The 25,485-nt window shown below is 47.8% G+C and carries 23 protein-coding genes; 14 read left to right on the forward strand and 9 right to left on the reverse strand.

Annotated elements, in window-relative coordinates:
• Positions 1–51: 51 nt before the first annotated feature.
• From FD01_RS07135 to FD01_RS07155, 5 genes are all read right to left on the reverse strand, one after another.
• Positions 52–804 (reverse strand): WxL protein peptidoglycan domain-containing protein, encoded by a 753-nt coding sequence (locus tag FD01_RS07135; protein WP_054715731.1) that lies wholly within the window; start codon positions 802–804, stop codon positions 52–54.
• A gap of 61 nt (positions 805–865) precedes the next feature.
• A complete protein-coding gene (locus tag FD01_RS07140) occupies positions 866–1,453 on the reverse strand; it encodes a WxL domain-containing protein (RefSeq protein ID WP_054715728.1) in 588 nt (195 codons plus the stop codon).
• Between the two features lie 175 nt (positions 1,454–1,628).
• Entirely contained in the window at positions 1,629–2,099 is a 471-nt protein-coding gene (locus FD01_RS07145) for a hypothetical protein (protein ID WP_056963454.1), read from the reverse strand.
• An 18-nt stretch (positions 2,100–2,117) separates the two neighbouring features.
• Positions 2,118–3,065 (reverse strand): AEC family transporter, encoded by a 948-nt coding sequence (locus FD01_RS07150; RefSeq protein WP_056963456.1) that lies wholly within the window; start codon positions 3,063–3,065, stop codon positions 2,118–2,120.
• 150 nt (positions 3,066–3,215) lie between these two features.
• Positions 3,216–4,145 (reverse strand): hypothetical protein, encoded by a 930-nt coding sequence (locus FD01_RS07155; protein WP_056963458.1) that lies wholly within the window; start codon positions 4,143–4,145, stop codon positions 3,216–3,218.
• Between the two features lie 119 nt (positions 4,146–4,264).
• On the opposite strand from FD01_RS07155, the gene FD01_RS07160 reads away from it, so the two are divergent.
• Positions 4,265–5,197: a magnesium transporter CorA family protein gene (locus FD01_RS07160; RefSeq protein ID WP_054715714.1), complete on the forward strand. Its 933-nt coding sequence runs from the start codon at positions 4,265–4,267 to the stop codon at positions 5,195–5,197.
• Positions 5,198–5,235: 38 nt separating this feature from the next.
• On the opposite strand, the gene FD01_RS07165 is transcribed toward FD01_RS07160, so the two are convergent.
• Positions 5,236–6,600 carry a class II fumarate hydratase gene (locus tag FD01_RS07165; protein ID WP_056963460.1) on the reverse strand — a complete coding sequence of 455 codons (1,365 nt, stop codon included), beginning with the start codon at positions 6,598–6,600 and terminating at the stop codon, positions 5,236–5,238.
• Between the two features lie 9 nt (positions 6,601–6,609).
• Positions 6,610–7,488 carry a LysR family transcriptional regulator gene (locus FD01_RS07170; protein WP_056963462.1) on the reverse strand — a complete coding sequence of 293 codons (879 nt, stop codon included), beginning with the start codon at positions 7,486–7,488 and terminating at the stop codon, positions 6,610–6,612.
• Between the two features lie 51 nt (positions 7,489–7,539).
• Between FD01_RS07170 and FD01_RS07175 the strand changes: the two genes are divergently transcribed.
• Complete coding sequence (locus FD01_RS07175; protein WP_263862608.1) at positions 7,540–9,252, forward strand: malolactic enzyme; 1,713 nt, start codon at positions 7,540–7,542, stop codon at positions 9,250–9,252.
• A 39-nt stretch (positions 9,253–9,291) separates the two neighbouring features.
• On the forward strand, positions 9,292–10,275 hold the full coding sequence (locus FD01_RS07180) for an AEC family transporter (RefSeq protein WP_054715712.1): 984 nt from the start codon (positions 9,292–9,294) through the stop codon (positions 10,273–10,275).
• 44 nt (positions 10,276–10,319) lie between these two features.
• On the opposite strand, the gene FD01_RS07185 is transcribed toward FD01_RS07180, so the two are convergent.
• Entirely contained in the window at positions 10,320–10,967 is a 648-nt protein-coding gene (locus FD01_RS07185) for a YigZ family protein (RefSeq protein ID WP_056963465.1), read from the reverse strand.
• Positions 10,968–10,979: 12 nt separating this feature from the next.
• On the opposite strand from FD01_RS07185, the gene FD01_RS07190 reads away from it, so the two are divergent.
• The 3 genes from FD01_RS07190 (at position 10,980) to hpf (ending at position 13,578) form a co-directional block, all read left to right on the forward strand.
• On the forward strand, positions 10,980–12,233 hold the full coding sequence (locus tag FD01_RS07190; RefSeq protein WP_056963467.1) for a helicase-related protein: 1,254 nt from the start codon (positions 10,980–10,982) through the stop codon (positions 12,231–12,233).
• Between the two features lie 104 nt (positions 12,234–12,337).
• A complete protein-coding gene (locus FD01_RS07195) occupies positions 12,338–12,898 on the forward strand; it encodes a ComF family protein (protein ID WP_225436172.1) in 561 nt (186 codons plus the stop codon).
• 134 nt (positions 12,899–13,032) lie between these two features.
• Positions 13,033–13,578 (forward strand): ribosome hibernation-promoting factor, HPF/YfiA family, encoded by a 546-nt coding sequence (gene hpf, locus FD01_RS07200; RefSeq protein ID WP_056963469.1) that lies wholly within the window; start codon positions 13,033–13,035, stop codon positions 13,576–13,578.
• A gap of 792 nt (positions 13,579–14,370) precedes the next feature.
• Here hpf and FD01_RS07205 read toward each other — a convergent pair.
• Positions 14,371–15,609 (reverse strand): ISL3 family transposase, encoded by a 1,239-nt coding sequence (locus tag FD01_RS07205; protein WP_056963471.1) that lies wholly within the window; start codon positions 15,607–15,609, stop codon positions 14,371–14,373.
• Between the two features lie 242 nt (positions 15,610–15,851).
• Here FD01_RS07205 and secA point away from each other — a divergent pair, with 242 nt between their 5' ends.
• The 8 genes from secA (at position 15,852) to pnpS (ending at position 25,440) form a co-directional block, all read left to right on the forward strand.
• Complete coding sequence (gene secA / locus FD01_RS07210; protein ID WP_056963473.1) at positions 15,852–18,215, forward strand: preprotein translocase subunit SecA; 2,364 nt, start codon at positions 15,852–15,854, stop codon at positions 18,213–18,215.
• 372 nt (positions 18,216–18,587) lie between these two features.
• Positions 18,588–19,704, forward strand: a protein-coding gene (prfB, locus tag FD01_RS07215; protein WP_152164798.1) for a peptide chain release factor 2 whose coding sequence is annotated in 2 segments (ribosomal slippage) — positions 18,588–18,659 and positions 18,661–19,704 — 1,116 coding nt in all. Because the reading frame shifts where the segments join, the coding sequence is not laid out codon by codon here.
• A 334-nt stretch (positions 19,705–20,038) separates the two neighbouring features.
• The gene (gene ftsE / locus FD01_RS07220; RefSeq protein ID WP_056963475.1) at positions 20,039–20,725 is read left to right on the forward strand and encodes a cell division ATP-binding protein FtsE; all 687 of its coding nucleotides are present in this window, start codon (positions 20,039–20,041) and stop codon (positions 20,723–20,725) included.
• 4 nt (positions 20,726–20,729) lie between these two features.
• Positions 20,730–21,602 (forward strand): permease-like cell division protein FtsX, encoded by an 873-nt coding sequence (gene ftsX, locus FD01_RS07225; protein WP_225436263.1) that lies wholly within the window; start codon positions 20,730–20,732, stop codon positions 21,600–21,602.
• A gap of 73 nt (positions 21,603–21,675) precedes the next feature.
• Entirely contained in the window at positions 21,676–21,840 is a 165-nt protein-coding gene (locus tag FD01_RS16065) for a hypothetical protein (protein WP_156647284.1), read from the forward strand.
• A gap of 135 nt (positions 21,841–21,975) precedes the next feature.
• Positions 21,976–23,088: a PDZ domain-containing protein gene (locus FD01_RS07230; protein ID WP_056963477.1), complete on the forward strand. Its 1,113-nt coding sequence runs from the start codon at positions 21,976–21,978 to the stop codon at positions 23,086–23,088.
• Entirely contained in the window at positions 23,085–23,804 is a 720-nt protein-coding gene (locus FD01_RS07235) for a response regulator transcription factor (RefSeq protein WP_056963478.1), read from the forward strand. The genes FD01_RS07230 and FD01_RS07235 overlap by 4 nt, the downstream gene beginning before the upstream one ends.
• Positions 23,797–25,440, forward strand: a complete 1,644-nt coding sequence (pnpS, locus tag FD01_RS07240) for a two-component system histidine kinase PnpS (RefSeq protein WP_056963480.1) — start codon at positions 23,797–23,799, stop codon at positions 25,438–25,440. The genes FD01_RS07235 and pnpS overlap by 8 nt, the downstream gene beginning before the upstream one ends.
• Positions 25,441–25,485 lie beyond the last annotated feature (45 nt).

Here is a 25,485-nt window from a genome sequence, read left to right on the forward strand (position 1 = left end):
CCATAAGAAAACCCCCAGATTTGGATTGTTGTCCAAACCTGGGGGTTCACATCAAGTGTAAGTGCCAGGGGTCAACGTTTTTTTAACTGGCAATTGTAAGCCCATGATCGCACTTGGCGCCATTTGCGCGTTATTGAGCACTTGTTTTGCCAAGACTTTGCGATCGGGACTATACAGGCGCGTGGTTTGCGTGATGTGGCCAAACAAACGCGGCGTGTGATTGGTGAGGTTTGCGACCACCGTCGATTGATCGAGTTTCGGCTGGCTGAGGGTTAAGTTTGGCTTTTCAGTTAAGGCATGTGCGATGGTCAAGTGGACCGGGATCGCCATGGCAAACCGATTTTGAATGGCGGCAGATGACTTTTCTGAAGCAACTTGGACATACCAGCTGCCTAAGCGCTCGCCGGCCCATGAAGTGTTTGGGACGTTCAATGTCGTTACCACGGTTTTTGAGCTACGAGCAGGGATGGTGACCGAGGTTTGCGGTTGTTGGATCATATCCTGTAAGCTCGGGCCGTCATCTGTGATCACCTTGTCTGCTGGTGTATACAGCAATTGCCCATTGGCAGATACCCCAGCAGACAAGAATTGTAAAGCGAATTTGCGCGGGTGATCAGCCATGTTTTGAATCGTGACCGCAAGTTTTTGGCTGGTGTTGGGTTTTAATTCATATTGAAAATAACTTGTGGCTTGGGAGCCAGTCGCATCTGGTATTACCGTAAATTCTGATCCTGCGGCGTGAACTCTGCTTGGTGCAAAACAAAATAGGCAAAAGGCAAGTAGCAATAAGCGCAGTCGAGTCAAAAATTTCCTCCTAAAAAAGGCAAAAAAGAGCCGGGCAGATTCCTGTCCAGCCCTTTTCGGACTATAAAGCAGCTGCAGTTTTAAGCGTTGGCATTAACGTCCAAACGAGGTCTGCGGAATACTTGGAACCATCTTTGGCCTTAGCTGTTGGGGTCGCTTGTTGCACTAATTCAGCTTTGATATCCTTACCAGCTAAGGTCAACGTGCCGCGATTTTCCGTGGCTTTGGCCAAGTTGATGGTTTCTGTCGTGTTCAACTTTGGGGAAACAAACTCGAATTTCGGGGTTGCACTGGTGGTCAGGTTCATGTCTGCGCGACTTAAGATGTCAGTCCCTTCTGCAAAAGGCTTCATCGTGACATCCAATTGCCAAGCGTCGGTGCGATCGGCGGCACGCGTGTCGATGATAGTCAAATCGTTAGTCCCAGTTTGACTGCGATCGAAACCTTTGTAGACATCAGCGACAGAAACTTTATCAAAGTGAAAGTCCGGTGCGGATTGCAAATACAGTTTGTTATCATCCTTGGTGGCTTCGACATTGACAGTGGCGTTTGTCGTGTCGTTGACCAAATCAGCGTGAACCAATGCGTTTGAGCTTGCAATCGTCGCAATCGCAGAGATACCGGCGACAAGAATTGGGGTGAGTTTCATCAGAATTCCTCCATTCAGTGAGTGGGGTGTCGTGAAGTTGGCCTTAGCTTATCAAGACAGAATACCGGAATCAACCACTACAGGAAAAAACAATATTTACACATTTCAAATTATCTTTTGGGATAAATAATGTAATAAAAATAGTGCCTGCATTTCGCAGACACTACTTATCCAATCATTCACTTAAGGTGCTTAAATCATCGTTTTTGACTTGTTGGTAAATCGGGCCGTCAGGGAGTTGTTGCATTTTAGTTTTGGACAGCTTCTTGAAACTGAGGGTACTTTGTTTCGCGTTGGGTTGGGCTGTACCACTGAAGGTATAAGTTAAATCTGAAATCGTTAACTTGCCATTGAAGATCCCAGCTTGACTGGAAGTAAAGTCTTCGCCATTTTGCCGCGTTTGCACATCTAAGTAGTAGCCAGAAGTGGAGGCGGTGAACTGCAGCACTTGATCATGATCATCAGTATTCACAAAATAATGCCCGATCAAATCGCTGACTTTAGCCTTCAATGGCGCCTTCTTCTTGGTCTTTTTGACGACCACCTTGGCACTGGATGAACTAGTTGATTTTTTCGTGGTGCTAGTCGCCGGGGCTTGGCAGCCGGCCAAAATGAGTACAGCTAAGGTTATGAACAATTTCCGCATGCGCGCACCTCCATGGGTTTAGTGTAGCACGCGCACGGCGATCATGACGATCGGGATCACTATCATCGAAAATAAAGTGGTTGCCGAAACGGTGATGGAAGCATTAGAAGCATCTGCGCCATAAAGCTTAGCGACCACTGGCGCATTGGTCATCACCGGCATGGCTGATTGTAATAAGAAGACTTGTTTCATCAACAAAGGCACCGGTGCGGCAAACACCAATAAAAACATGATGATCGGCGCAAACACGAAACGTCCAGCAAAAATCCCCAGCAATTCTTTATTGAAGCGAATGTTGCGCAAGCCGGCTTGATACATGCAGATCCCGATGAAAAACATCGAGCCTGGAATGGTTAAATTCCCGACATAAGTGAGATCACTCATAATAAAATCTGGGAGTTTGATTTTTAACAACACGAAGATCACGCCGACGATAAAGCCGAGTAAAGGCGGCGAGAACACTTTGCCGAGCACTTTTTTCAAATCAAAGTGGGCGGCATGCGGCCCGTCGGCTTGGATCAAATAAACCCCGATGGTCCAAAAAATCGTGGTGTTGGCCATGTAATAAACTAAGACGTAAGGCAAGGACTTCGGACCAAACAGTGCCATATTCACAGGTAAGCCGATAAATACCGTGTTGGAGTTGAAAAACATCGACTTAAATAACCCGCGCCGACCTTTAGGCACTGCCAATGCGCGACACACGCCAAAGGATAAGCCGAATAAAATGGCCATGGACATTACCGGAAAGCGCAAGTCAGGTAAAATCGTGGCGAGTTGTTTGGCGGAAAAGTCACTGGTGATCGTCACGATCATGTAAGCTGGTAAGGCGACTTGGGTGACGACTTTGGCAATGATGCGACTGGAGCGGTCGTTGAACCAGCCAACTGCCGTCAGCGCATAACCGATGGCGATCAAGATCAAGATCTCTAAAACGCCGAAAACACTAGATAAGAATGCAGTCACGGTAGAAACTCCTTTATGTAGTGGGATGAAAACAATGCATCTATTGTATCACACTACGATTAAAATTAAAATACGTTGAGAAAATGATGAGAAAAAATCTATGCCAAACAAAAAATCGAGCACGCTTGCACGCCCTCGACTCAGTTGCAGTTATTGAATTTCCCCGTCGCCATTGACGGTCACGTATTGGTTGTCACGCGTTTTTTGGTTGATCACGACAAAGGTGAAGTTTGAACCGGTTTGGCCCATGGCGGTAATGTTGTAATCCGCACTTGGATATTGTTGTTCGACGATGGCTTGTGCCTTTTCGACAGTCATTTTGCTGGAACTTGAGTCGCTATCAGTAGAGTCACTATCACTTGAAGTGCGATCAGATGATGCGTCGTTGCCAGTATCAGAATCGTCTGAACTGCTGTCGCTAGTGCTGGTTGAGGTAGTGTCATCGTCAGCGTCATTGGTGGCACTCGTCGTGTTGGATTGATCGTTCATCGCCGCATCAATGGTTGGTACCGTGTGTGTGGTGCTCGACAGGGTCAACTTGGTATCGACATAGCGATAACTGGTTTTAGAAACCCGATTGTTCAAGACGGTTTTTAGGTAACTTGGATAAGCCGCATAGTCGCTACCGTATTGCGTCGTCGCTTTGGCAGTTTGCTGGCGTTGAGCTTTTTTGCTGGCATAAGTGAAAATCACCGCTTGATGACTCTTCAACTTGTAAGTTTTTTTGCCAGAGTAAGTGCCGCTATCCACGATAGTCCGCACGGAATCGCCTTGGATCACAATTTCGCGCTGGAAGTGGCCATTGGTCTTCAAGTGTAAGTAAACTTTTACCTTCAACGCTTCGCCGTCAGGATCCTCGGCTTTGCCTGATGCGGCCCAAGTGCCACTAGTGGTTTTGGTGGAACTGGCAGTTGGGGTCGTGTCGATCACTTTGGTTACCGAACTCGAATTTTGACTGTCAGGTCCTGACACTTTCGCCCCACGAAAAATGAGAAACAAGGTGGTTGCAGCAATCGCTATGATAATGAAAATGAAAAACCACAGGCCTAAATGCCGCCTGCGTCGTCTGCGTCGGCGCATAAGTTTCCTCCATTGTGAATTGAATAACGTCCATTGTACCGCGTTTTTCTGAAAGCGGCAGGTTTCTTAAACATTTTTAATGTGGCGGACCGTGGTAAAATAGCGATGAGGTGAATGGGATGCAAGCAAATTACACCATTGAATCAGGGCGTGTGGTTCAATCAGAAAAATCAAGTCATTGGGTCCGCGTGATCGCGCCAGATCCAGGCGAACTCGACGTGTTGGATGATCGTTACCATTTTCCTTTTGACTATTTACAAGCTGGGATCGATCCGCATGAAGATCCGCGCGTTGTCGGGGTGCGTGATGGCAGTGACAAACCGGCTTTAATGGTATTGCGCGTGCCCGAGTCGACCACCAATGCGCAAGGCGATCAAGTTTATGAAACTGTGCCGATGGCGATGATCTTAGTCGGGGAACAATTGGTGACGGTGTCGGCTAAGCGCTTGGCAGTGGTCGATGACTTTATTGCGCACACGCGAGCGCTTGGGGATGCTGAAGATTTGGCGTTGGCGCTGCTGCAAGCGGTGTTGTCTGCTTTTGTCCAAGATGTTGATGAAATGGATCAGCGCACTAGAGCCATGGAATCGCGCTTGGCCACTGCCAGTCGCAATACCTTATTATATGAGATCATCGCCTTAGAGCGAAGTTTGGTGTATTTTGATGCGGCTTTGACCAAAACCCAAGCCGTGGTCAAAAAGTTATCCGATTCAGCGCAGTATTTCACTACTGATGAGCATTTGTATCGCCTGCATGCGGTGAATGTGGAATGTGAACAAGTCCTCACTGTGTGTGATTGTGCCCGAGCATTATTGGATCAATACAATACGGCAGTTTCTGCCATTGTGGGCAACAATTTGAATTTGATCATGAAGGTGTTGACCAGCGTGTCGATCATCATGACGATTCCAGCGATCGTGTCTGGCATTTGGGGGATGAACACTTGGCTGCCATTGCGCCACGGGATGAGTGGCTTCTTCATTTTGCTAGCGGTGATGGGGATCTTGTGTGGTGCCTGTGCATGGTTATTGAAGAAAAAAGATTATTTCTAAACAAAAACGCCTATCCACAAGGGACAGACGTGATCGAATCATAAGTTACATAGCGTTAACGGATCGACCCATTCATCATATTGAGCTTCGGTGACTTTTCCGCTGGCAATGGCGGCAGCTTTTAATGAGCTGCCGTTTTTTTGTGCGGCTTGGGCGATGTGGGCGCTGGCCTCATAGCCGATATGCGGGGACAAAGCCGTGACTAACATCAAGGAATTATCCACCAATTCGCGCATCCGTACTTCATTGGCTGTTAAGCCTTGCACTAACAAGTGGGTGAATTGGGTCATCCCGCCAGCTAACAGCTCACAAGATTCCAAGAAACTGGCGATGATCACAGGTTTATAAACATTCATTTCAAAATTGCCTTGGCTGTTGGCAACACTGATGGTGACGTCATTGCCTAACACTCGCGTGGCGATCATAGTCAAGGCTTCAGCTTGGGTCGGGTTGACTTTGCCCGGCATGATCGAACTGCCTGGTTCATTGGCGGGAATGGTCAATTCGCCGTAACCGCCCCGAGGACCAGAAGCTAAGAAGCGGATGTCGTTAGCGATTTTCAATAAATCAGTGGCTAACGTTTTTAAGGCACCATGGTTCACGGTTAATTCAGAATGCGCCGCTAAGCCGTGGAATTTGTTTGGCATCGAGGTAAATGGTGTATCGGTGAGCTTGGCGATGGTTTGCACCATTTGCGCGGTTTGTTCAGGCGTGGTGTTCAGCCCAGTGCCAACAGCCGTGCCGCCTAAAGGCAAGGCTAATAATTGTGGCAACAGCGCCCGCAAGGTGTCGACGTCTTGTTGTAAAGTGGCGACCCAGCCTGACACTTCTTGGCCAAAAGTCAGCGGGGTGGCGTCTTGTAAATGGGTGCGGCCGAGTTTGACGGTGTGCATATAAGCGACTTGTTTGGCCTCAAACTGATCGATCAGGTCATTTAAGGCGGTGATCACCTTTTGACCAGCCGTATAGCCTGCCATGTGCATTGCTGTTGGAAAAGTGTCATTAGAACTTTGGCCACAGTTGACGTGATCGTTTGGTAAAACGGGTTCATCAGTGTGTTGGCTGGCTAAATGTGCCAGCACTTCATTGACGTTCATATTAGTTTGCGTGCCAGAGCCGGTTTGATAAACGCGTAATGGAAAACTCTGCGCCAATTCATCATCAGATAAGGCCAGTAGTTGGTTGGCGGCTTGTTGAATGGCGCTACTGATCGGGTGAGAAATGCTCCCAGTTTTCCCATTGACGAGCGCAGCGGCAAGTTTGACTTGGATCAAGCTGCGGATCACCGCCATCGGCATTTTGGGACCGGTGGTGAAGTTATGGCGGGAGCGTTCAGTTTGCGGGCCCCACCAAACATTATCCGGAATTTCGACAGCACCTAATGAATCATGTTCAATACGCATAATGGCCTCCTAGGCATGTTGATTTAATAGTTTCATTAATTCGGTCATGGTTGGGGTGAGGACTTGGCCACGCCGGGTTACCACAGAAATGCTGAAACGCGGTTGCCCAGATTCACTCAAAGGCACCAAGGCCAAATCATCTGCGGCGGTGACAGCAGTGGTGGCTAACAACCCGATCCCCACGCCAGCATGGATCATCGACTTCAACAAGGCGACATCCGGCGTGCGATACACGATACTCGGTTGAATGCCGGCAGCTTGGGTGAACCACTGCATGGCTTTGGTATGCACATAGCCTTCAGAAAAGGTGACAAAAGGTTCTTCAGCTAATTCTGCAAAGCTGATCGATTCGCGTTTGGCAAGTTCATGATCTTTGGGCATCACGGCCACAAAGGGATCGGCGGCAACGGTATGGACGTCAAGATCTGGGGCGGCCAACGGACCAGTTGCCCCAAGCAACGCCACATCTAAGTGTCCCGCGCGCAGATCTTCTAATAAATTGGTACTGCCAGCTTCATGGGTTTCCAGATCTGGCATCAACCCGCTGGTCACCAAGCGCGGGGCGAGTTTGGGAAAATAAAAACTGCCGATGATCGGTGGCAACCCAAAGCGAATCTTAGGATGGCGCAAGGCGCGCAGTTCTTTTTGCGCGAGGCTTAACTGCTTGCCCACGACTTTGGCGCGTTGATAGAGTTGCTGGCCGGCTGGTGTGATGGTGATGCTGCCATGGCTTTGATCGCGGTCGATCAACTGAATGGCAAATTGGCTTTCCAAGCGTTTCAAGGCCAAGGTGATGGTTGGTTGCGTCACGTTGAAGTTTTTAGCAACTTGTGAAAAATTTTTTTCATCGCAAAGGGCGACAAAATATTCTAGGTCGCGTGTATTCATTGTCCCGCCTCCTCATATTAACAAATCTTATCACAACTGTGCCGTTTGACTATATTTTTTTGCAAGGAATATGCTGATACTCGTAAACAACGACAGGAGGAAATCGCAATGAAATATACAGCCCAACAATTATTACATGACCCATTCTTAAACAAAGGTACCGCCTTTACCCAAGCTGAACGTGACGCTTATGGCTTGAACGGATTACTGCCAAGTGCGATCCAATCATTGAGCCAACAAGTCAAGCAAGCTTATGCGCAATATGAAAGCAAAAATGATAACTTACAAAAGCGTTTGTTCTTAATGCAATTGTTCAACACCAACCATGTGTTGTACTACAAACTCTTCTCCGAACACATCGCTGAATTCATGCCAGTGGTTTATGATCCGACCATCGCGGACACCATTGAAAACTATTCTGCCTTGTTCGTTGAACCGCAAAATGCCACTTACTTGTCCATCGACGCGCAAGATGACATCGAATCAGCCCTCCGTCGTTCGGCTAATGGCCGTGACATTCGCTTGTTAGTCGTCACTGACGCTGAAGGAATCTTAGGCATCGGCGACTGGGGCACGCAAGGGGTTGATATCGCTGTTGGGAAGTTGATGGTTTACACTGCCGCTGCTGGCATCGACCCTTCCCAAGTCTTACCAGTGGTCTTAGATGCAGGGACCAACAACCAAGAATTATTGAACGATGATTTATACCTCGGCAATCGCCACGAACGCGTTTACGGTGACAAGTACCACGCCTTTGTAGACAAGTTCGTTGCCACGGCTGAAAAGTTGTTCCCACGTTTGTACTTGCATTTTGAAGACTTCGGTCGCGCCAACGCGGCTGATATCTTGGATCAATACAAAAACCAAATCACCACGTTTAACGATGACATTCAAGGCACTGGGATCATTGTGTTAGCTGGTATGCTTGGCGCATTGAACATTTCCAAGCAAAAAATGACTGACCAAGTTTACATGAGCTTTGGTGCTGGGACTGCCGGTGCCGGCATCGCGGCTCGTGTCTATGAAGAATACTTGCAACAAGGTATGGCGCCAGAAGATGCCAAAAAGCACTTCTACTTAGTCGACAAGCAAGGTTTGCTCTTTGATGACGACCCAACCTTGACCCCAGCCCAAAAAGTGTTTGCCCGTTCGCGTTCCGAATTTGAAAACGCTAATGAACTCACCAGCTTAGAAGCTGCGGTTAAAGCGATTCATCCTGATGTGTTAGTGGGGACTTCCACCCAACCTGGGACCTTCACCGAAAGCATCGTCAAGGAAATGGCTGCTCACACGGAACGGCCGATCATTTTCCCATTGTCCAACCCAACCAAGCTTGCTGAAGCGAAAGCCGAAGACTTGATCAAGTGGACCGATGGTAAAGCCTTAGTTGCCACTGGGATCCCAGCTGCACCAGTTGAATATAATGGTGTGACTTATGAAATCGGCCAAGCCAACAACGCTTTGGTATACCCAGGCCTTGGCTTAGGCACGATCGCAGCCACTAGCAAGTTATTGTCTGATGACATGATTTCTGCAGCTGCCCACTCCTTAGGCGGCATTGTCGATCCTGAATTAGCCGGCGCTGCGGTATTGCCACCAGTGACGAAGTTGGATCAATTCTCTAAGACTGTGGCTTTAGCTGTGGCTAACCAAGCCGTCAAAGATGGCTTGAACGTCGATGACATCAAAGACGTTGAAAAAGCCGTCAGCGACATGCAATGGGCACCAGAATATCAACCATTAAACATCGAAATGGCTGACTAATCAAAATTTGCAACACAACAATAGAAGGGGGACGACAAAGTGACTGCTTTATACACTTCCGTCCAAAGTATTTTAACGATCGTTTTGATCATTGCTTTGGGGTACATTTTACAAAAAAAGGGCTGGTTTGATGAGGCCTTTGGCGGCACCATTTCCACATTATTGATGAAAGTGGCTTTGCCTGCATCGATTTTCATTTCGGTTTTGGAACGCTTGACGTTACACAAGCTGATTTCCATTTCTAGCGGTTTGGTTTACGGCTTTGGTGCCGTGATCTTGGGCTATATCGTGGCGTTCATCTTGGTCAAACTGTTAAAAGTGCGCCCAGGTCGTCGCGGGACGTTCATCAACATGTTCGTCAATGCCAACACGATTTTTATCGGCTTACCATTGAACTTGGCTTTGTTTGGGGACAAAGCCACCCCTTACTTCTTAACTTATTATGTGGTCAACACCGTGTCCACTTGGACGCTTGGTGCCTTCATCATGAGTTGGGATGACCCAACCAAAATCGCTGGGACTGGTGAAAAGACCAGCTTTAACTGGAAGAAGTTATTGCCTGCACCATTAGTCGGCTTCATCGTCGCCTTGGTCTTCTTGCTGTTAAACATTCCGTTTGTCAATGTCGGCTGGTTAGGCTTTGCTAAGAATACCTTGGATTACGTTGGTTCCTTAGTGACCCCATTATCCTTGATCTATATCGGGATCATTTTAGCCAAAGCTGGGTTTGGGGCGATCAAGTTCGATCGCGACTCCATCGTGGCGTTGATCGGCCGCTTCATCGTGGCACCATTGTTGATCACCGCTTTGATCTTAATGGGGATCCATGCCGGCTTCAACGTGCCATCTTTGGAAGCGAAGACCTTGATCATTCAAGCGTCTGCACCAGGTTTAGCCGTATTGCCAATTTTGGCCAACCAAGCGCATGCCGATGAAGAATATGCAACCAACGTGGTCACACTGTCCACTGTGCTGTTTGCCATCGTTGTGCCGATCGTAATGATGCTGATCCAAGGTTTCTAATATGCCAAAATAGCATCGATTCACAAACAAAAAACGCTGACTCGTTATGAGTCGGCGTTTTTTGTTGTGGTCACAGGGATTTCAATAAATTCGTCGTCACCGATAGTCATGCTCAATTGACCAGAAAGCAAGTTTGTGAGGTCATTTTGCAGCGAATCGAGCGCCGATTCCGGCACACTAGTTTCAATTTCAACGTTAACAGCGTAATTTATGGTCATCGGCAAAGTGTGGGCTTCCAGATAATGTTGCACTGAGCCGAGTTGGGCGTAAGAAATTTCGATGGTGACTTGCTTTTGCAAGCGGCGTTCAACGATGCCGACTTGATTGACGGCATTGGAAACACTGTTTGAGTAGGCACGAATCAAACCGCCAGCGCCGAGCTTGATGCCACCGAAGTACCGCGTGGTCACGGCGCAAATATCATGCAGGCCCATTTCTTGTAAAGTTTTCAACATGGGCACGCCGGCTGTACCACTGGGTTCGCCGTCATCATTGGCGCGTTGAATGTGGTCATCGTCACCGAGTAAATAAACTGGGACGTTGTGATTGGCTTTGTAATGGGCTTTTTTGATGTCAGCGATGAAGGCTTGCGCGTCTGCTTCTGATTGAATGCGGGCAAGGTGCGTGATGAAGCGGGATTTTTTGATGATCATTTCGGCTTCACCGTTTTGTTGGATCGTGCGATAAACCATGGGAGGCTCCTTATGCGGTATGCGGGGATGCAATTATTGTTGAGTGATATTCAGACTGATCCTAGTGTAGCACAAGCGGTCCCAGCGATGACAGCAGACGGCCGGTGTGTGCGCTGTGGGCAAAATCTTACCATTAAATTACCGATCGGTTTGCGTTATTGTCCTGTGTGTGTGAATTTAGGCCGAGTGGTTGAAGGCCAGTCGTTGTATCGCTTTGACGCACCAAAATTTCCACCGACGTCTTCATTGACTTGGACTGGCGAATTGACGCCGGCCCAACAAGTGGCCAGTGACCAATTGTTAAAATCCGTTCAAGTTAGGCGAGAACATTTATTATGGGCAGTGACTGGTGCCGGTAAAACGGAAATGCTGTTTCCAGCGATCGCCTCAGTTTTAGACGCCGGTGGGCGTGTTGGGGTTGCTGCGCCGAGAATCGATGTGGTGCGCGAATTGGCGCCACGATTGGCGCAAGCTTTCGCCCATACTTCGATAGGGGTGCGCTTTGGTGGGGCACCTTGGCCGAAACATGATGTCGCTTTGACGGTATTGACCACCCATCAATTGTTGCGTTACTACCATTGTTTTGACTTATTGGTGATCGATGAAGTTGACGCGTTCCCGTTTGCGCATGATGAGGCGTTGATGTATGCGGCGAAACATGCGGTTAAAGGGAGTTTGGTGTGGTTGAGTGCGACACCTTCAAAAAATTTATTACAACAAGGTCGCGCTGGCAAAATCGGGTTAAGCACCTTGCCGAGACGCTTTCATGGTCAGCCTTTGCCAGCACCCAAGCTGGCTTGGGTGAAAAAAGCCAAGTTGCCAAAACAATTACCGACTCAGTTGTTGATGCAGTTAAAATCTCTGGTCACCACGCATCGGGTCTTGTTATTTGTGCCGGATATCGATTGGTTGGTGCCGATCACCAATGCGTTGCGTCAACAATTAAAGGTAGAAATTCAAAGTGTCCACGCCCAAGATGACCAACGTGAAGCTAAAGTGCTCGCTTTTCGTTCAGGACAGATTCAACTGATGGTCACCACCACGATTTTAGAGCGCGGCGTGACGATCCATCGTTGTGCGGTGATCGTTTTAGCCGCGGATTCACCAAGATTTGGATCTGATGCCTTGATTCAAATGGCAGGTCGTGCTGGGCGGGCGGTAGATTCACCGGATGACCCAGTGTGGTTTTACATTCAGCACTACACCCGCGATATTCAAGTTGCCATCACGACAATTGAAAAACTCAATCACATGAAGGCGGGATGACAATGGCTTGCTTATTATGTGGCCAACCGATTCAAATCGATTGGACCATAGGCAAAATTTTTTCTTTAAGTGGTGTGCGACGACCTCATTTGTGTCGCGCGTGTATGCGGCAATTTACGCGTATCGATCAAGCAACAGCTTGTCCTGGCTGTGGGCGCGCGAATTCACCACAATTGTGTTATGACTGTATTCGTTGGCAAAAAGCCGGCTACCCGCTGCTCCATCATCGCGCGTTGTTTCAATATGATGCGCCGATGAAAGCCTTCATTGAACAATATAAAGGCTTAGGCGATTGGCGGCTGCATCTGGCGTTTCAAGATTTTATCCAACCACCAAGCGCAACCTTCGTGCTGATCCCTACTGAAGCGGGTCATTATCAAGTCCGCGGGTTTGATCCAGTGTTAGGCTTGTTTGACCATTTGCCACTGCATCAGTGGCTGCAAAAAGCAGATACCCCGGTGCCACAGGCTCAGAAGAATCGTGCTGGGCGTTTGCAGACGCCACAGAGTTTTTCCGTGCGGCCACAAGTGTCACTTGAGAAAATTTCACAAATTATGCTGTTGGATGATCTTTATACCACCGGACGCACGCTATACCACGCGGCTGATGCCTTGCGTGATGCTGGATTTCACGGAACCATCACGAGTTTTTCGCTAATTAGATGAATAATTCACAGCTTTTAGGTTTGTACATTTACGATCAGTTCGGTATAATGTAATTAGAGATTGGAAGGGCTCTCAAAGGCCCGCCAATCGGGCGCTGTGGCTTATCACAGCGTTGATGAAAGGGGAGAAGTGTCATGCTAACATACAACGTTCGTGGCGAAAATATTGAGGTTACCGATGCCATTCGGGCTTATGTCGAAAAGCGCATTAGCAAACTCAACAAATTCTTTGATAACTCGGTTCAAGCGATCGCGCATGTGAATTTGAAAGTTTACCCCGACAAGACGGCTAAAGTTGAAGTGACGATTCCGCTGTCTTATCTCACCTTGCGCGCCGAAGAAACCAGCCCTGATCTGTATGCCAGCGTTGACTTGGTTACCGACAAACTCGAACGCCAAGTGCGCAAGTACAAGACCAAGATCAACCGCAAGTCCCGCGAAAAAGGGCTCGCCCCGATCCAAGTGGACGCAGCTGATGAAGAAGCAGTCCCAGAAGACGACTTACAAGTGGTCCGCACGAAGCGTGTTTCTTTGAAGCCAATGGATTCTCAAGAAGCCATTTTGCAAATGGATATGCTTGGCCACAACTTCTTCATTTTCGAAGATGCAGAAACTTCTGGCACCAGCATTGTCTATAAGCGCCGCGATGGTCGTTATGGCCTGATCGAAACTGACGAATAATAAATGGAAAAGAGTTGCTCCGGCAGCTCTTTTTTTGTGCGATCATGGAGAAAATCGGTGAGCTCCGGCGAACTTGTTCCACGATGCGGCTGAAATCAGCTCTCGTGGCCGGCCGGTTGCAGAGATCGGCAAAGTGCGCCGATGCTCTTTCACCTAAAATCAAAGCCGAAAATCACGTCTTTGATTCTGGCAGAAGGATTAACTGAGCCAGAAAAGCACTGTCTCAGCTAATCCTTCTGCCACGTTCGCTAATTTCAGCCGGATCGTTCCGCAAGTTCGCCTCCGCTCGCCGATTTTCTGCGCTTCTAAGCGAAGGGACGGGCCTAAACATTTCATTATTGATCAGATATCGTATGTCAGTATTGAAACATCGGGCAATGAATTAGCTGGGCGAAAGTGATTTGAAATTGGGACGGAAGCTGGCCGGCTCGACGTGGTGAGATTCTCGTTAGCGACTTGTCGCTTACGAGAAACCGCAGGTGGAGATCCACTTGGATGGGAACGAAGTGAGCATTCAAGTTAGCTCCGCTGAGGACCCTCACCACGCCGAGCCGAGCCAGCTGGAGTCCCAATTTCAAATCAACCCAGCTTGAGCACGCTTTTTTCTTGTGCCCCGTTTTAAAGGGAGTTTGTCAAATGGTGTTGAAGGATAATTTTTATCCTTTGAAGGTTTCTCAAAAATGAGGAGCCTTTTTGTTATCTTATAAGTTGATGTACACTGTCAGACGATTTCTTCCAAGAGCCTTGTTTTAGGGTAACTCAAATAAGCCTCATTCTTCATGTGTTTTGTTCTTACGCAACCAATTGATATACACGTATGAACATGTTTTTCTGATTGGAGAATCCATAACAGGCCCGCTTGAGTTCTTTGATCTTACGGTTCACGCCTTCAATTGGACCGTTGGAGTACTCAGACTTCGCAGCGTTGATAACACCTCGAAGGTTCTTCTTTAAGGTGGTCATGGCGATATCAAGAACACTCCCGTTGGATTGATACTTCGTGATCAGAGTCTCCAGCTTGCGATAGTGTCCACCCATTAATGCGTCATGGATGGCAATGTAAGTGTCGTAGGCTTTCTTGAACTTTGGTGATACGCTGGTTCCTAAATCAATGGCATTTTGTTCGGTTGAGTACTCGTTGAGTCCAAATAGATAATGAGAATGTTTTGCGTCGGGATGGACTTTATGAAATAACTTCCAGAGTGACTTCAATATCTTGTGCTCACGTGAGTGGACATCAAGTTGTTTCAAGCACTGAACACGGATTTGATCCATTGTCCGAGCAATCAACTGAACAATGTGAAATCGATCGATAATGATCATGGCGTTGGGAAATAGCTCATGAACAATTGCTTGATATGAGGCGTTCATATCCATGACGACTCGTTTGACCGCGGCGCGGTCATCAACACTGTACTGATTGATGAAGAACTCCTTGATATCTTTATTTAGGCGGCCACTCAAGACCTTTACAGCCTTGTGCGTATCGGCATCAATACAAATAAATGACATCGCAGATTTCGTTGAACGAAACTCATCAAAACAGATATTGACCGGAAGTGTATGACTCGCATGCGGATGAATGTTTGCGTGGAGAATTCGGATCACTGAGTTGGTAGAAATGCCCGTCAGGGTAGCGATTGTTTTTGCTGGAAGTGACTTAGCAGCCAGTTTAAGGACGTGCTCTTCGAGCTCACGACCAATGGCGTGGTTGGCTCTAACAGCAGATGTCGTTGCGGTGCATGAGCTGTGGCAGTTTGCGCACAGCCAACGTTGCTTATCCAATTCTAGAAGTACCGGCTGTGAAGTAGGACCATCGACATGAATGTGTGTAGCGAGAAAGCCATTGCGATGTAAGGCGTTAAAGCCACACTGTGGGCACTTCTTAAGCGTGTAAGTTAAACTAGCGTGAATGATCAGATATTTCTTATGACCCGATGCTTTTCCTCGATATTCTTCTCTAACATCCTCCGTGTGAATATTTGTATCTGTAATTTTGAGCAACTTAAGCGTACTATCTAGTTGAGACATCTATTCCTACCTCGTTTATCTTTGGTTTAGCCACTTAAAGCATAGCACTAGGAGGCATAGGTGCCTTTTTTGTTATTCAAAAAGGTCTAGAACTTCTAGTGTGGAAGTATCTTCCAACACCAAAAATTCTAGACCCGTTTTAAATTTCGGGAATCAATGCTAGAATAATGAGGATACTGTCAGTCAGTGTACACTCTTGCTGGGTCGCACCTAGCAAATCGTGACAGAAGGGAATTTAATTCATGGCTAATCCACTTAGAAAATGGGTCGAAAACGATAAGCGCGAAGTCAACCGCATCGGCAAAATTGCCGACAAAGTGATCGCGCATGAAAAAGAAATGGCGGCTTTGTCCGACGAAGAATTACAAGCCCAAACGCCTGCATTGAAAAAGCGCTTGGAAAATGGCGAAACCCTTGATGACATTTTGCCTGAAGCCTTCGCCGCAGTGCGCGAGGGCGCCAAGCGGGTCTTGGGGTTGTTCCCATTCCGCGTACAAATCATCGGTGGGATCACTTTGCATGAAGGTAACATCGCGGAAATGAAAACCGGTGAAGGGAAAACCTTGACCGCAACCATGCCAGTGTATTTGAATGCTTTAGCAGGGCATGGCGTCCATGTTGTCACTGTCAACGAATACCTCAGTGCGCGTGATGCCACTGAAATGGGCGAACTCTACAACTGGATGGGGCTTTCTGTGGGCTTAAACACGCATGAAAAGTCTTCTGATGAAAAGCGTGAAGCTTACAACGCCGACATCACATACTCCACCAACGCAGAACTCGGCTTTGATTATTTGCGTGACAACATGGTTGTGTACAAACAACAAATGGTCCAACGTGAATTAAACTATGCCATCGTCGATGAAGTTGACTCCATTTTGATCGATGAAGCGCGGACGCCATTGATCATTTCTGGTGGCGCTGAAAAGTCCAACGGTTTATACATCCGTGCCGATCGCTTCGTCAAGACCTTAAAAGAAGAAGACGACTACAAGATCGACTGGCCAACTAAGACCATTTCCTTAACTGAAAATGGGATCCGTAAAGCCGAAAAGACTTTTGGTTTGAAGAACTTGTATGACACCGAAAACACGGCTTTGACCCACCATATGGATCAAGCCCTGCGTGCCAACTACATCATGCTCAAAGATATCGACTACATGGTCAAAGACGGTGAAGTCTTGATCGTTGATTCCTTTACTGGGCGGGCGATGGAAGGCCGGCGCTTCTCTGATGGCCTGCACCAAGCCATCGAAGCCAAAGAAGGCGTTGAGATCCAAGATGAAAACCAAACCATGGCGACCATCACGTATCAGAACTTCTTCCGGATGTACAACAAGCTGTCTGGGATGACTGGGACGGCCAAGACTGAAGAAGAAGAATTCCGCGAAATCTACAACATGAACGTGTTGACGATTCCAACCAACCGCCCAATTGCCCGCGTCGACATGCCAGATATTTTGTATCCAACTTTGGATTCTAAATTTAAGGCGGTTACTGCAGATATCAAGGCCCGTCATGAAAAAGGTCAACCGATCTTGGTCGGGACTGTGGCCATCGAATCTTCTGAACGCTTGAGCAAAATGCTTGACGATGAAGGCATTCCGCATTCTGTTTTGAACGCCAAAAACCATGCCCGTGAAGCTGAAATCGTTATGAATGCTGGCCAACGCGGGGCTGTCACCATCGCCACCAACATGGCTGGGCGGGGGACTGATATCAAACTCGGCCCTGGCGTCAAAGAAGTTGGCGGCTTAGCCGTTATCGGGACTGAACGCCATGAATCTCGACGGATCGATAACCAGCTGCGTGGCCGTTCAGGTCGTCAAGGGGATCCGGGTTATACCCAGTTCTACTTGTCTTTGGAAGATGATTTGATGAAGCGTTTTGGTTCCGATCGGATCAAAGCGATGCTCGATCGCTTCAAACTCGAAGACGACGAACAAGTCATCCGCTCTCGCATGATCTCCCGTTCTGTTGAATCTGCGCAAAAGCGGGTTGAAGGGAACAACTACGATACCCGTAAGAACACCTTACAATATGATGATGTCATGCGTGAACAGCGCGAAGTCATTTACAAGCAGCGCCAACAAGTCATCAATGAAGATGAAACTTTGAAGCCTGTTTTAATGGCGATGCTTGATCGTTGCATCACTCGCATCGTGCAATTGCACACGCAAGGCGAACAAAGCAAGTGGGAACTCGATAAGATCTATGACTATGTCACAAACAACATGGTGTCTAGCGACAAGTTGACCACCAATGCTTTTGAAGGCTTAGGTCAAGATCAAATCATCGAAAAAATCGAAGGGCTCGCTGAAGACAACTACAATGAAAAGCTCAAGCAATTAGGCGATGCCGATCAAATGCTTGAATTTGAAAAAGTGGTTATCCTGCGGGTCGTTGACTCCTTGTGGACTGATCACATCGATGTCTTGGATCAATTGCGTCAGTCTGTTGGCTTGCGTGGTTATGGTCAAATGAACCCATTGGTCGAATACCAAGAAGAAGCTTATGCCATGTTTGAAGAAATGATCGCCCACATGGATGAAGACGTCACCCGTCTGTTCATGAAAGCCGAAATTCGTCAAAACATCCGTCGTTAAGCACCACAAAAGACCGGGCATGCCCGGCCTTTTGCATTCAGTGGGGACGATTAGAAATTTGGACTCCAGTTGGCTCACCAAAGCATGGAGAGGGTCCTCGGCGGAGCTAACTTGCACCAGCCGCCAAGCGTCTGGTGCAAGTTAGCTCCACCTGCGGAAAGGCGTAAGCGATAAATCGCTAACGCCTTTCTCACCATGCTTTGGTGGCCAACTTCCGTCCCAATTTCCAATCGTCATGCTCGTGCTTCAAACGACGTCGTATCCTGATCGAATGATTAACGCGTCATCGAATTAAACGAATGTATCACTAAGAAAATCTATCGGAACTGATAGATTTTCGAGACCAACATCATGTCAAAGGAGAAATTCTGTATGGAAATCGCAGAAGCGCGCAACACCCTTGCGCAATTACGCACCAAAATAAATCAATTCAGGGGGTCTCTTTGACCTCGATGCCTTGAACGAACGCATCTCAGAAAATGAAGGGCGCATGGCGGAACCAGATTTTTGGAATGACCGCGAATCGGCCCAAAAAGTGATCGATGCCAACAACATCCTCAAAACCAAGCATGACAACTTCTACGCGTTGTCTGATCAACTCGATGATTTGGATGTCTCGTTAGAATTGTTACAAGAGGAACCTGATGATGATATGCAACAAGAACTCGAATCAGGTATTCACGACCTCGAAGAAAAGATGAACAGCTACGAAATGGCACTTTTGTTGAACGGTCAATATGACGCCAACAATGCCATTTTGGAAATCCATCCCGGCGCTGGCGGTACCGAAGCCCAAGACTGGGGCGCGATGTTGTTGCGGATGTATCAACGCTGGGCCGATCAAAATGGCTTCAGTGTCGAAGTTGCCGACTATTTGGCAGGCGATGAAGCCGGTTTGAAATCTGTCACCTTGTTGATCAACGGCAACAATGCGTATGGCATGTTGCGTGGTGAAAAAGGCGTCCATCGTTTGGTCCGCATTTCACCATTTGATTCTGCTGGTCGCCGGCATACGAGTTTTGCCAGTGTTGATGTGATGCCAGAACTCGATAACTCCATTGAAATCGACATTCGCCCAGAAGACATCAAAATGGAAGTCTTCCGCTCCAGTGGGGCTGGTGGTCAGCACATCAACAAAACCAGTTCCGCCGTGCGGTTGATCCATATTCCAACTGGCATCGTTGTTTCTAGTCAAGCCCAACGTTCCCAGTTTCAAAACAAAGACACTGCAATGGGCATGTTGAAAGCCAAATTATATCAACGCGAACAAGAAATCAAAGCCAAAGAAGCGGCAGCCATCAAAGGCACGCAAATGGAAGTGGCCTTTGGTTCACAAATCCGTTCGTATGTCTTCCATCCGTACACGATGGTCAAAGATCACCGTTCCAACTACGAAACCGGTAATGGTCAAGCGGTGATGGATGGCGACTTGAATCCATTCATCTACGCTTACTTACAATGGCAGTTATCCACGGAAAACCCTGACTAATGTGATTTGATCATTATCAGTCGTTCAATATGTTGATTAGAAGATCGGTCCTAGCCAAGGCGTCTGCGGATTGGTAGTGTGGAAGCGAGATGAAATTGGACCGGAAGCTGGCCGTTGATGCATAGTGAGGACGCTCTCTATGCAACGACGAGCCAGTTGGAGGTCCAATTTCATCTCGCTGGAGCGCAACCAAGCCACTGACGCCATTTAGCGGCATGATTTTGTCACATGACAGCGGGATGACAAACGCTTTTGTAATGTCAATGCAATGCTGTTGTTGTATACGCCTGTTATACTGGTCGCAGTGAAAAAAGTGATTAAGGAGAATCGTGACATGATTCAGATGAAAAACGTGATGATGAAGTATGACAACGGCGTCGTCGCGATGAAAGATTTGAACCTCACCGTCGATCCTGGCGAATTCGTCTATGTGATCGGCCCTAGTGGTGCTGGTAAGTCAACGTTTATTAAAATGCTTTACCATGAATTGACGCCTTCAGAAGGCGACATCGTGATCAACAACTACGATTTCAAAACCATGAAGCCTTCAGAAGTGCCTTACATGCGGCGCTTGATCGGCATCGTGTTCCAAGACTTCAAGTTGTTACCACGCTTGACGGTTTATGAAAATGTCGCCTATGCGATGCAAGTCATCGAAACCCCTGACAAAGACATTCGTCCTCGCGTTTTGGAAGTCTTGAAGTTGGTCGGTTTGGAACAAAAGTTGCGGCGTTTTCCATCTGAATTATCTGGTGGGGAACAACAACGGGTTTCCATCGCCCGCGCCATTGTCAACAAGCCTCAAGTGGTGATCGCCGATGAACCAACGGGGAACTTGGATCCAGAAACCGCTGAAGGCATCATGGAAATTTTGGAAAAAGTCCATGCCAATGGGACGACTGTGATCATGGCCACCCATAACCAACAAATGGTGGATGAACATAAACACCGCGTGCTTGAAATTGCCGGCGGGCGCTTAGTCCGTGATGAAAAGGAAGGGAGTTACGATAGTGAAGCCTAATGTGATGAAGCGTCACCTCAAAGACTCCTGGAAGTCCTTGCGGCGTAATGGTTGGATGTCAGTGGCCGCAGTTTCTGCCGTTACTGTGACTTTGTTGTTAGTCGGGATCTTTATGGCGTTATTGATGAACGTTTCCCGCATTTCAACACAAGTGGAAAACGATGTCCGCGTGCGGGTGTATGTCGACCGCGGCACGAAGAAATCGCAAGAAGCCAAGTTGGAAAAGCAGATCAAAGCTTTGCCAAACGTTAAAACCGTCAAGTATCGTTCTGCTAAAACGGAATTGGATACCATCGTCGGTTCTTACGGCTCGCAATGGAAAATGTTTTCTGGCGATAAGAACCCGTTGAACAACGTGTTCTTAGTTGATACTAAAAATCCAAAAGCCACCATTAAAGTGGCCAAGCAAGCCCAAAAACTCAAGCATGTCTCTGAAGCCTCTTATGGGGGTTCCACGGCCAAGAAGTTATTCAAGACAGTTGATACCATTCAGCGTTGGGGTGTTGGGTTTACCATTTTACTGCTGTTTGTGGCTGTGTTCTTGATTTCTAACACCATCCGGATCACGATTTTGTCGCGTGCTGATGAAATTGGGGTCATGCGCTTAGTTGGTGCGACGAACAGTTACATTCGCTGGCCATTTTTGCTTGAAGGGGCTTGGACCGGATTACTGGGGTCCTTGATCCCAATGTTAGTGGTCGATATCGGCTACAGTTTGGTTTATGCCAATGCTGGCTTGACGACCGCAGCTAACGGGTACTCCTTATTCCCAACCATGCCATTCTTATTCTGGCTGGATGTGGCGTTAGCTGCGATCGGGATCATCATCGGGGCCTTAGGTTCTGTGGTATCCATGCGTCGCTTCCTTAAAATCTAACGTACAATTAAACCGTCGGGCCTTGGTCACGGCGGTTTTTGTGTGGTCACGGAAATATGAAAGGATTAATCATGTGCAATCAAAAAAAACGCAGGACGAAATTGATCGCTTATTCGAGCAAGCATTTCTGAAGCTAGTCGAGCGCAGGATCGATCAGGATGAAGGCAATCGAATTTCAGCCCGTTCATTCATCCAAGATCTACCAGTTCATGTGGATGAAGAAGACGGCTGGGAATGATGAATTCATCAGATTTACAGAACATTTACGCCAAAAGCGAGAATGTATCCGTTTGCATTTCACTGTGAAGGGTTTGTATCGTTCGGCTTCTCGTCGTTACATGATATACTAAAGACGAATAGGAAGGTGAACCGCGTGCGATTGTTTTTGACCTTGTTAGGCCCGATCACTTGGGTGGGCTTTCTCGTGGCAGTGTTTTGGCACTGGCTGCGTTTGCGGCATGAACGCAAAGTCTTTTTAACGGCGATTGATCGTCATGCGACTGGGCTTTGGGCTGGGATCATCGGTGGCGTCAGCGTTGCTGTGATCATTTCCGGACTCAGCGTGCTGGGTGGGGTCTTGTTACCACCGGCAGTGTTGCTGATGTTAAGCGGGTTAACGGTGGTGATGTTACTATTGTCTGGCATCGGCTTTGGCCCTTGGTGGTTGCCGATCGCAGGACTATTAGCAATTTATGTGCCGCAAACTCAATTTGCGCAGGGAACAGCTTCGGTTTGGACTTGGCGCTTGTTACTGTTAGTCGGATTATTATGGTTGGCAGAAGCTGGGTTGCTTAAAGTCTTTGACCCGCCGATCGATGTGCCGACTTTGATTCAAGGACCGCGCGGCGCCAAAATCGCGGTTTATGCGCATCGGCAATTTTACTGGTTACCTTTAATTTTGCCGATTTCAGGGAACACCTTTGCACAATTACCTTGGTGGTCAGCGCTAACGATCGGCAATACGCATTTTGCGTTGATCGGGTTGCCGTTGATTTTAGGCGTGGCGTTGCGCACCAAGAAGCAATTGCCCAAATATGCGATTAAATTATGGATCTGGCAGTACTTGATTGCCGGGGTGATCGCCTTGGCACTCGCTGCTGGGGCATGGGCTTTGCCGACTTACACCACGATTTGGTTGATCGTAGCCGTCATTGTCGGCATCGTGGTTGGCTTGGCAAATCACCAAGCCAACAAGCGCGGGATCAATTACGTGTCACAAACCATTACCGGAGTGCGGCTAGTGGCGATCCAACCAGAAACGCCAGCAGCTAAAATGGGATTGGAAGCCGGCGACGTGGTATTGCTGTGTAACCAATTACCTGTGCACAATGACGCTGAGTTGTATGCGGCGATCCAAGCCCACCCGACGTATTGCCGCTTGAAGGTGATGCGCTTAGATGGTGCGATCAAGTTATGTGAAACAGCGATTTACGAAGGGGCCCCACACGAGTTGGGCATGATCACTTTTGCGGAGGAACAAGCATGAAAAAGATCCTGGTTGTGGATGATGAACCGGCTATTGTGACCTTGTTACAATATAATCTCGAAAAAGAACATTTTGACGTGACCACTGCAGGCGATGGGGACTCAGCATTGACCCTAGCCTTGCAAGAACATTATGATTTCATTATTTTGGATTTGATGTTACCAGGTTTAGATGGTTTAGAAGTCACCAAAAAGATTCGCGGCGCCAACATCACCACGCCGATCATGATCTTGACGGCCAAAGATTCCGAAACCGATAAAATCGTGGGCTTGGAACTCGGCGCCGATGATTATGTGACCAAGCCATTTTCGCCTCGAGAAATCGTGGCGCGGATCAAAGCCATCGAGCGACGCGTCAACAAAGATAGCGATGCACAACCTGCTGCTCACGGTAGTAAAGCGGAACAGGAATTGATCGTGGTCGGCGGCTTGCGTATCGATCCGGAAAATTATCGGGCGACTAAAGATGGTGAAAAGCTGACCTTAACACCAAAAGAATTTGAATTGCTGGCCTTTTTCGCCAAACGCGTTGGGAAAATCTTATCACGTGACGCCTTGTTAAATGGGGTTTGGGGCTTTGAATACCCGGCTGAAACCCGGATGGTCGATATTCAAGTGTCGCATTTGCGCGATAAAATCGAAGCTGATCCAAAGCATCCAGATTACATTAAAACGGTGCGTGGCTTCGGGTATCAAATGGAGGTCCCCAATGAATAGAGCGACGCGCCAATTACTGACATCAAGCCTGCTGGCCATAGCAGGCTTTTTCGTCATTATTGCCGGCAGTGATCAACTGTTATTCCACCAACAAACCACGCATCTCAAATCGGTATATCAAACTTATTTAGCCACTGGCAAGCAAACTCAAGCAGTCGCTGAAGCTGAAGATGTGGCGATCACGCCATTAGTCGGTAAACCAGTTTCCAAACGCCAAAAAATGATGCAAGACTTGATCGATCAAAAACGCACCATTGTCGGCCATACGCCGCAAGTGGTGACCATCAATGGGCAAACGGAGCAACTGTTTATTTTTGAAGGTAAGCACAATCATTTTGTCGGCGTTTGGCAGAAAAAAGCCAGCCTCGCCAATTCTTCACCGACAGATCTGTGGGTGTTTGTGGTCGGGTATTGGGCGTTGATGTTGATTTTGCTCGGTTTGCAACTGAAGCGTCAGCGTTATTGGCAAGGCCATATCGATACCATGACCCAAAATATCGCCCATATTCGCAAAGAAGCCAGCGTTAATCCGATTATTTTGACACCAGGATCGCCGTTTATGGACATGGGCGCTGAAATCAATCGCTTGGAACAAGCAGTCGATCATTTGCGTACCAAAGTGGTGTTGCGCCAAGCCAGTTTTGATCGCTTGATCGATCACTTGCCTCAAGGCGTGATGTTGATCGATGCCGATCGCAATGTGTTGTTAGCCAACCAAGCGATGTCGGCGTTTGTGGGCCACCCGATCGCGCCGGGCGTCCATAATTATTTAGATGATGTCAAAACTTACCGGTTGGCACGAATGATCGAGCATACCTTCCGCAATCAAAAATCGCACCATAAAGAAATGACCATGTTGACGACGCAAAAGTCGGTTGACGCTAACGTCATTGCGTTAAAAGCGCAAGCGGATCGTGAACAAGTCTTGGTGATTTTGTATGACGTCACATACTTGCGGCAAGTTGAGCAGATGCAATTGGACTTTGTCGGCAATGTGTCGCATGAACTTAAAACCCCAGTCACCGCGATTTCCGGTTTTGCGGAAACGTTGCTGGCAGGGGCCAAAGATGATCCGGCGACCTTGGATCAATTCTTGAACATTATTCATGATGAAAGTACGCGCCTGACCAGCTTGATCACGGATATTTTAACCTTGAGTCGGCCATCTGATGCGCCAGCTAAGCACTCCGCCGTTGATTTGAACCAGTTGTTAGATCAAGCCGTGAAGAGTTTGGCCAAGCCGATCAAAGAAAAGCAATTAGATGTCAACATCAACGTCCCAGACGGGTTGACCATTCAAAGTGATGATGTGAAGTTATCGCAAGTCATCCGCAACTTATTGAATAATGCGGTATTTTACAACCGTGAGCATGGTAGTGTCGATGTCACCGCCACGACGCAACCCAATCAGTTGACGTTGACCTTCCAAGATACTGGGATCGGGATTGCTGATGCCGATCAACAACGGATCTTTGAACGCTTCTACCGCGTTGATAAAGCCCGTTCTCGGCATAATGGTGGGACTGGCTTAGGTTTGGCCATTGTCGCTGAAATGTTGCAACAACTTGGTGGGGATGTCGCCATTCATTCTCAAGTTGGCGTCGGCACGACCTTTACCGTCACGCTGCCGCGCTAAGCGTCAAAATTGTGTTGAATCGTGTTTCTACTATATAATAGTAAT

The organism is Lacticaseibacillus manihotivorans DSM 13343 = JCM 12514 (assembly GCF_001435035.1).
Classification (GTDB): Bacteria; Bacillota; Bacilli; order Lactobacillales; family Lactobacillaceae; genus Lacticaseibacillus; species Lacticaseibacillus manihotivorans.

Excerpts from the sequence above, each read along its gene's own strand:
- FD01_RS07140 (WP_054715728.1), bottom strand. The coding sequence starts at position 1,453 with ATGAAACTCACCCCAATTCTTGTCGCCGGTATCTCTGCGATTGCGACG.
- FD01_RS07145 (WP_056963454.1), bottom strand. The coding sequence starts at position 2,099 with ATGCGGAAATTGTTCATAACCTTAGCTGTACTCATTTTGGCCGGCTGC.
- FD01_RS07155 (WP_056963458.1), bottom strand. The coding sequence starts at position 4,145 with ATGCGCCGACGCAGACGACGCAGGCGGCATTTAGGCCTGTGGTTTTTC.
- FD01_RS07160 (WP_054715714.1), top strand. The coding sequence starts at position 4,265 with ATGCAAGCAAATTACACCATTGAATCAGGGCGTGTGGTTCAATCAGAA.
- FD01_RS07165 (WP_056963460.1), bottom strand. The coding sequence starts at position 6,600 with ATGCGTATTGAACATGATTCATTAGGTGCTGTCGAAATTCCGGATAAT.
- FD01_RS07170 (WP_056963462.1), bottom strand. The coding sequence starts at position 7,488 with ATGAATACACGCGACCTAGAATATTTTGTCGCCCTTTGCGATGAAAAA.
- FD01_RS07185 (WP_056963465.1), bottom strand. The coding sequence starts at position 10,967 with ATGGTTTATCGCACGATCCAACAAAACGGTGAAGCCGAAATGATCATC.
- FD01_RS07190 (WP_056963467.1), top strand. The coding sequence starts at position 10,980 with ATGCGGTATGCGGGGATGCAATTATTGTTGAGTGATATTCAGACTGAT.
- FD01_RS07195 (WP_225436172.1), top strand. The coding sequence starts at position 12,338 with ATGCGGCAATTTACGCGTATCGATCAAGCAACAGCTTGTCCTGGCTGT.
- hpf (WP_056963469.1), top strand. The coding sequence starts at position 13,033 with ATGCTAACATACAACGTTCGTGGCGAAAATATTGAGGTTACCGATGCC.
- FD01_RS07205 (WP_056963471.1), bottom strand. The coding sequence starts at position 15,609 with ATGTCTCAACTAGATAGTACGCTTAAGTTGCTCAAAATTACAGATACA.
- secA (WP_056963473.1), top strand. The coding sequence starts at position 15,852 with ATGGCTAATCCACTTAGAAAATGGGTCGAAAACGATAAGCGCGAAGTC.
- ftsE (WP_056963475.1), top strand. The coding sequence starts at position 20,039 with ATGATTCAGATGAAAAACGTGATGATGAAGTATGACAACGGCGTCGTC.
- ftsX (WP_225436263.1), top strand. The coding sequence starts at position 20,730 with ATGAAGCGTCACCTCAAAGACTCCTGGAAGTCCTTGCGGCGTAATGGT.
- FD01_RS07235 (WP_056963478.1), top strand. The coding sequence starts at position 23,085 with ATGAAAAAGATCCTGGTTGTGGATGATGAACCGGCTATTGTGACCTTG.
- pnpS (WP_056963480.1), top strand. The coding sequence starts at position 23,797 with ATGAATAGAGCGACGCGCCAATTACTGACATCAAGCCTGCTGGCCATA.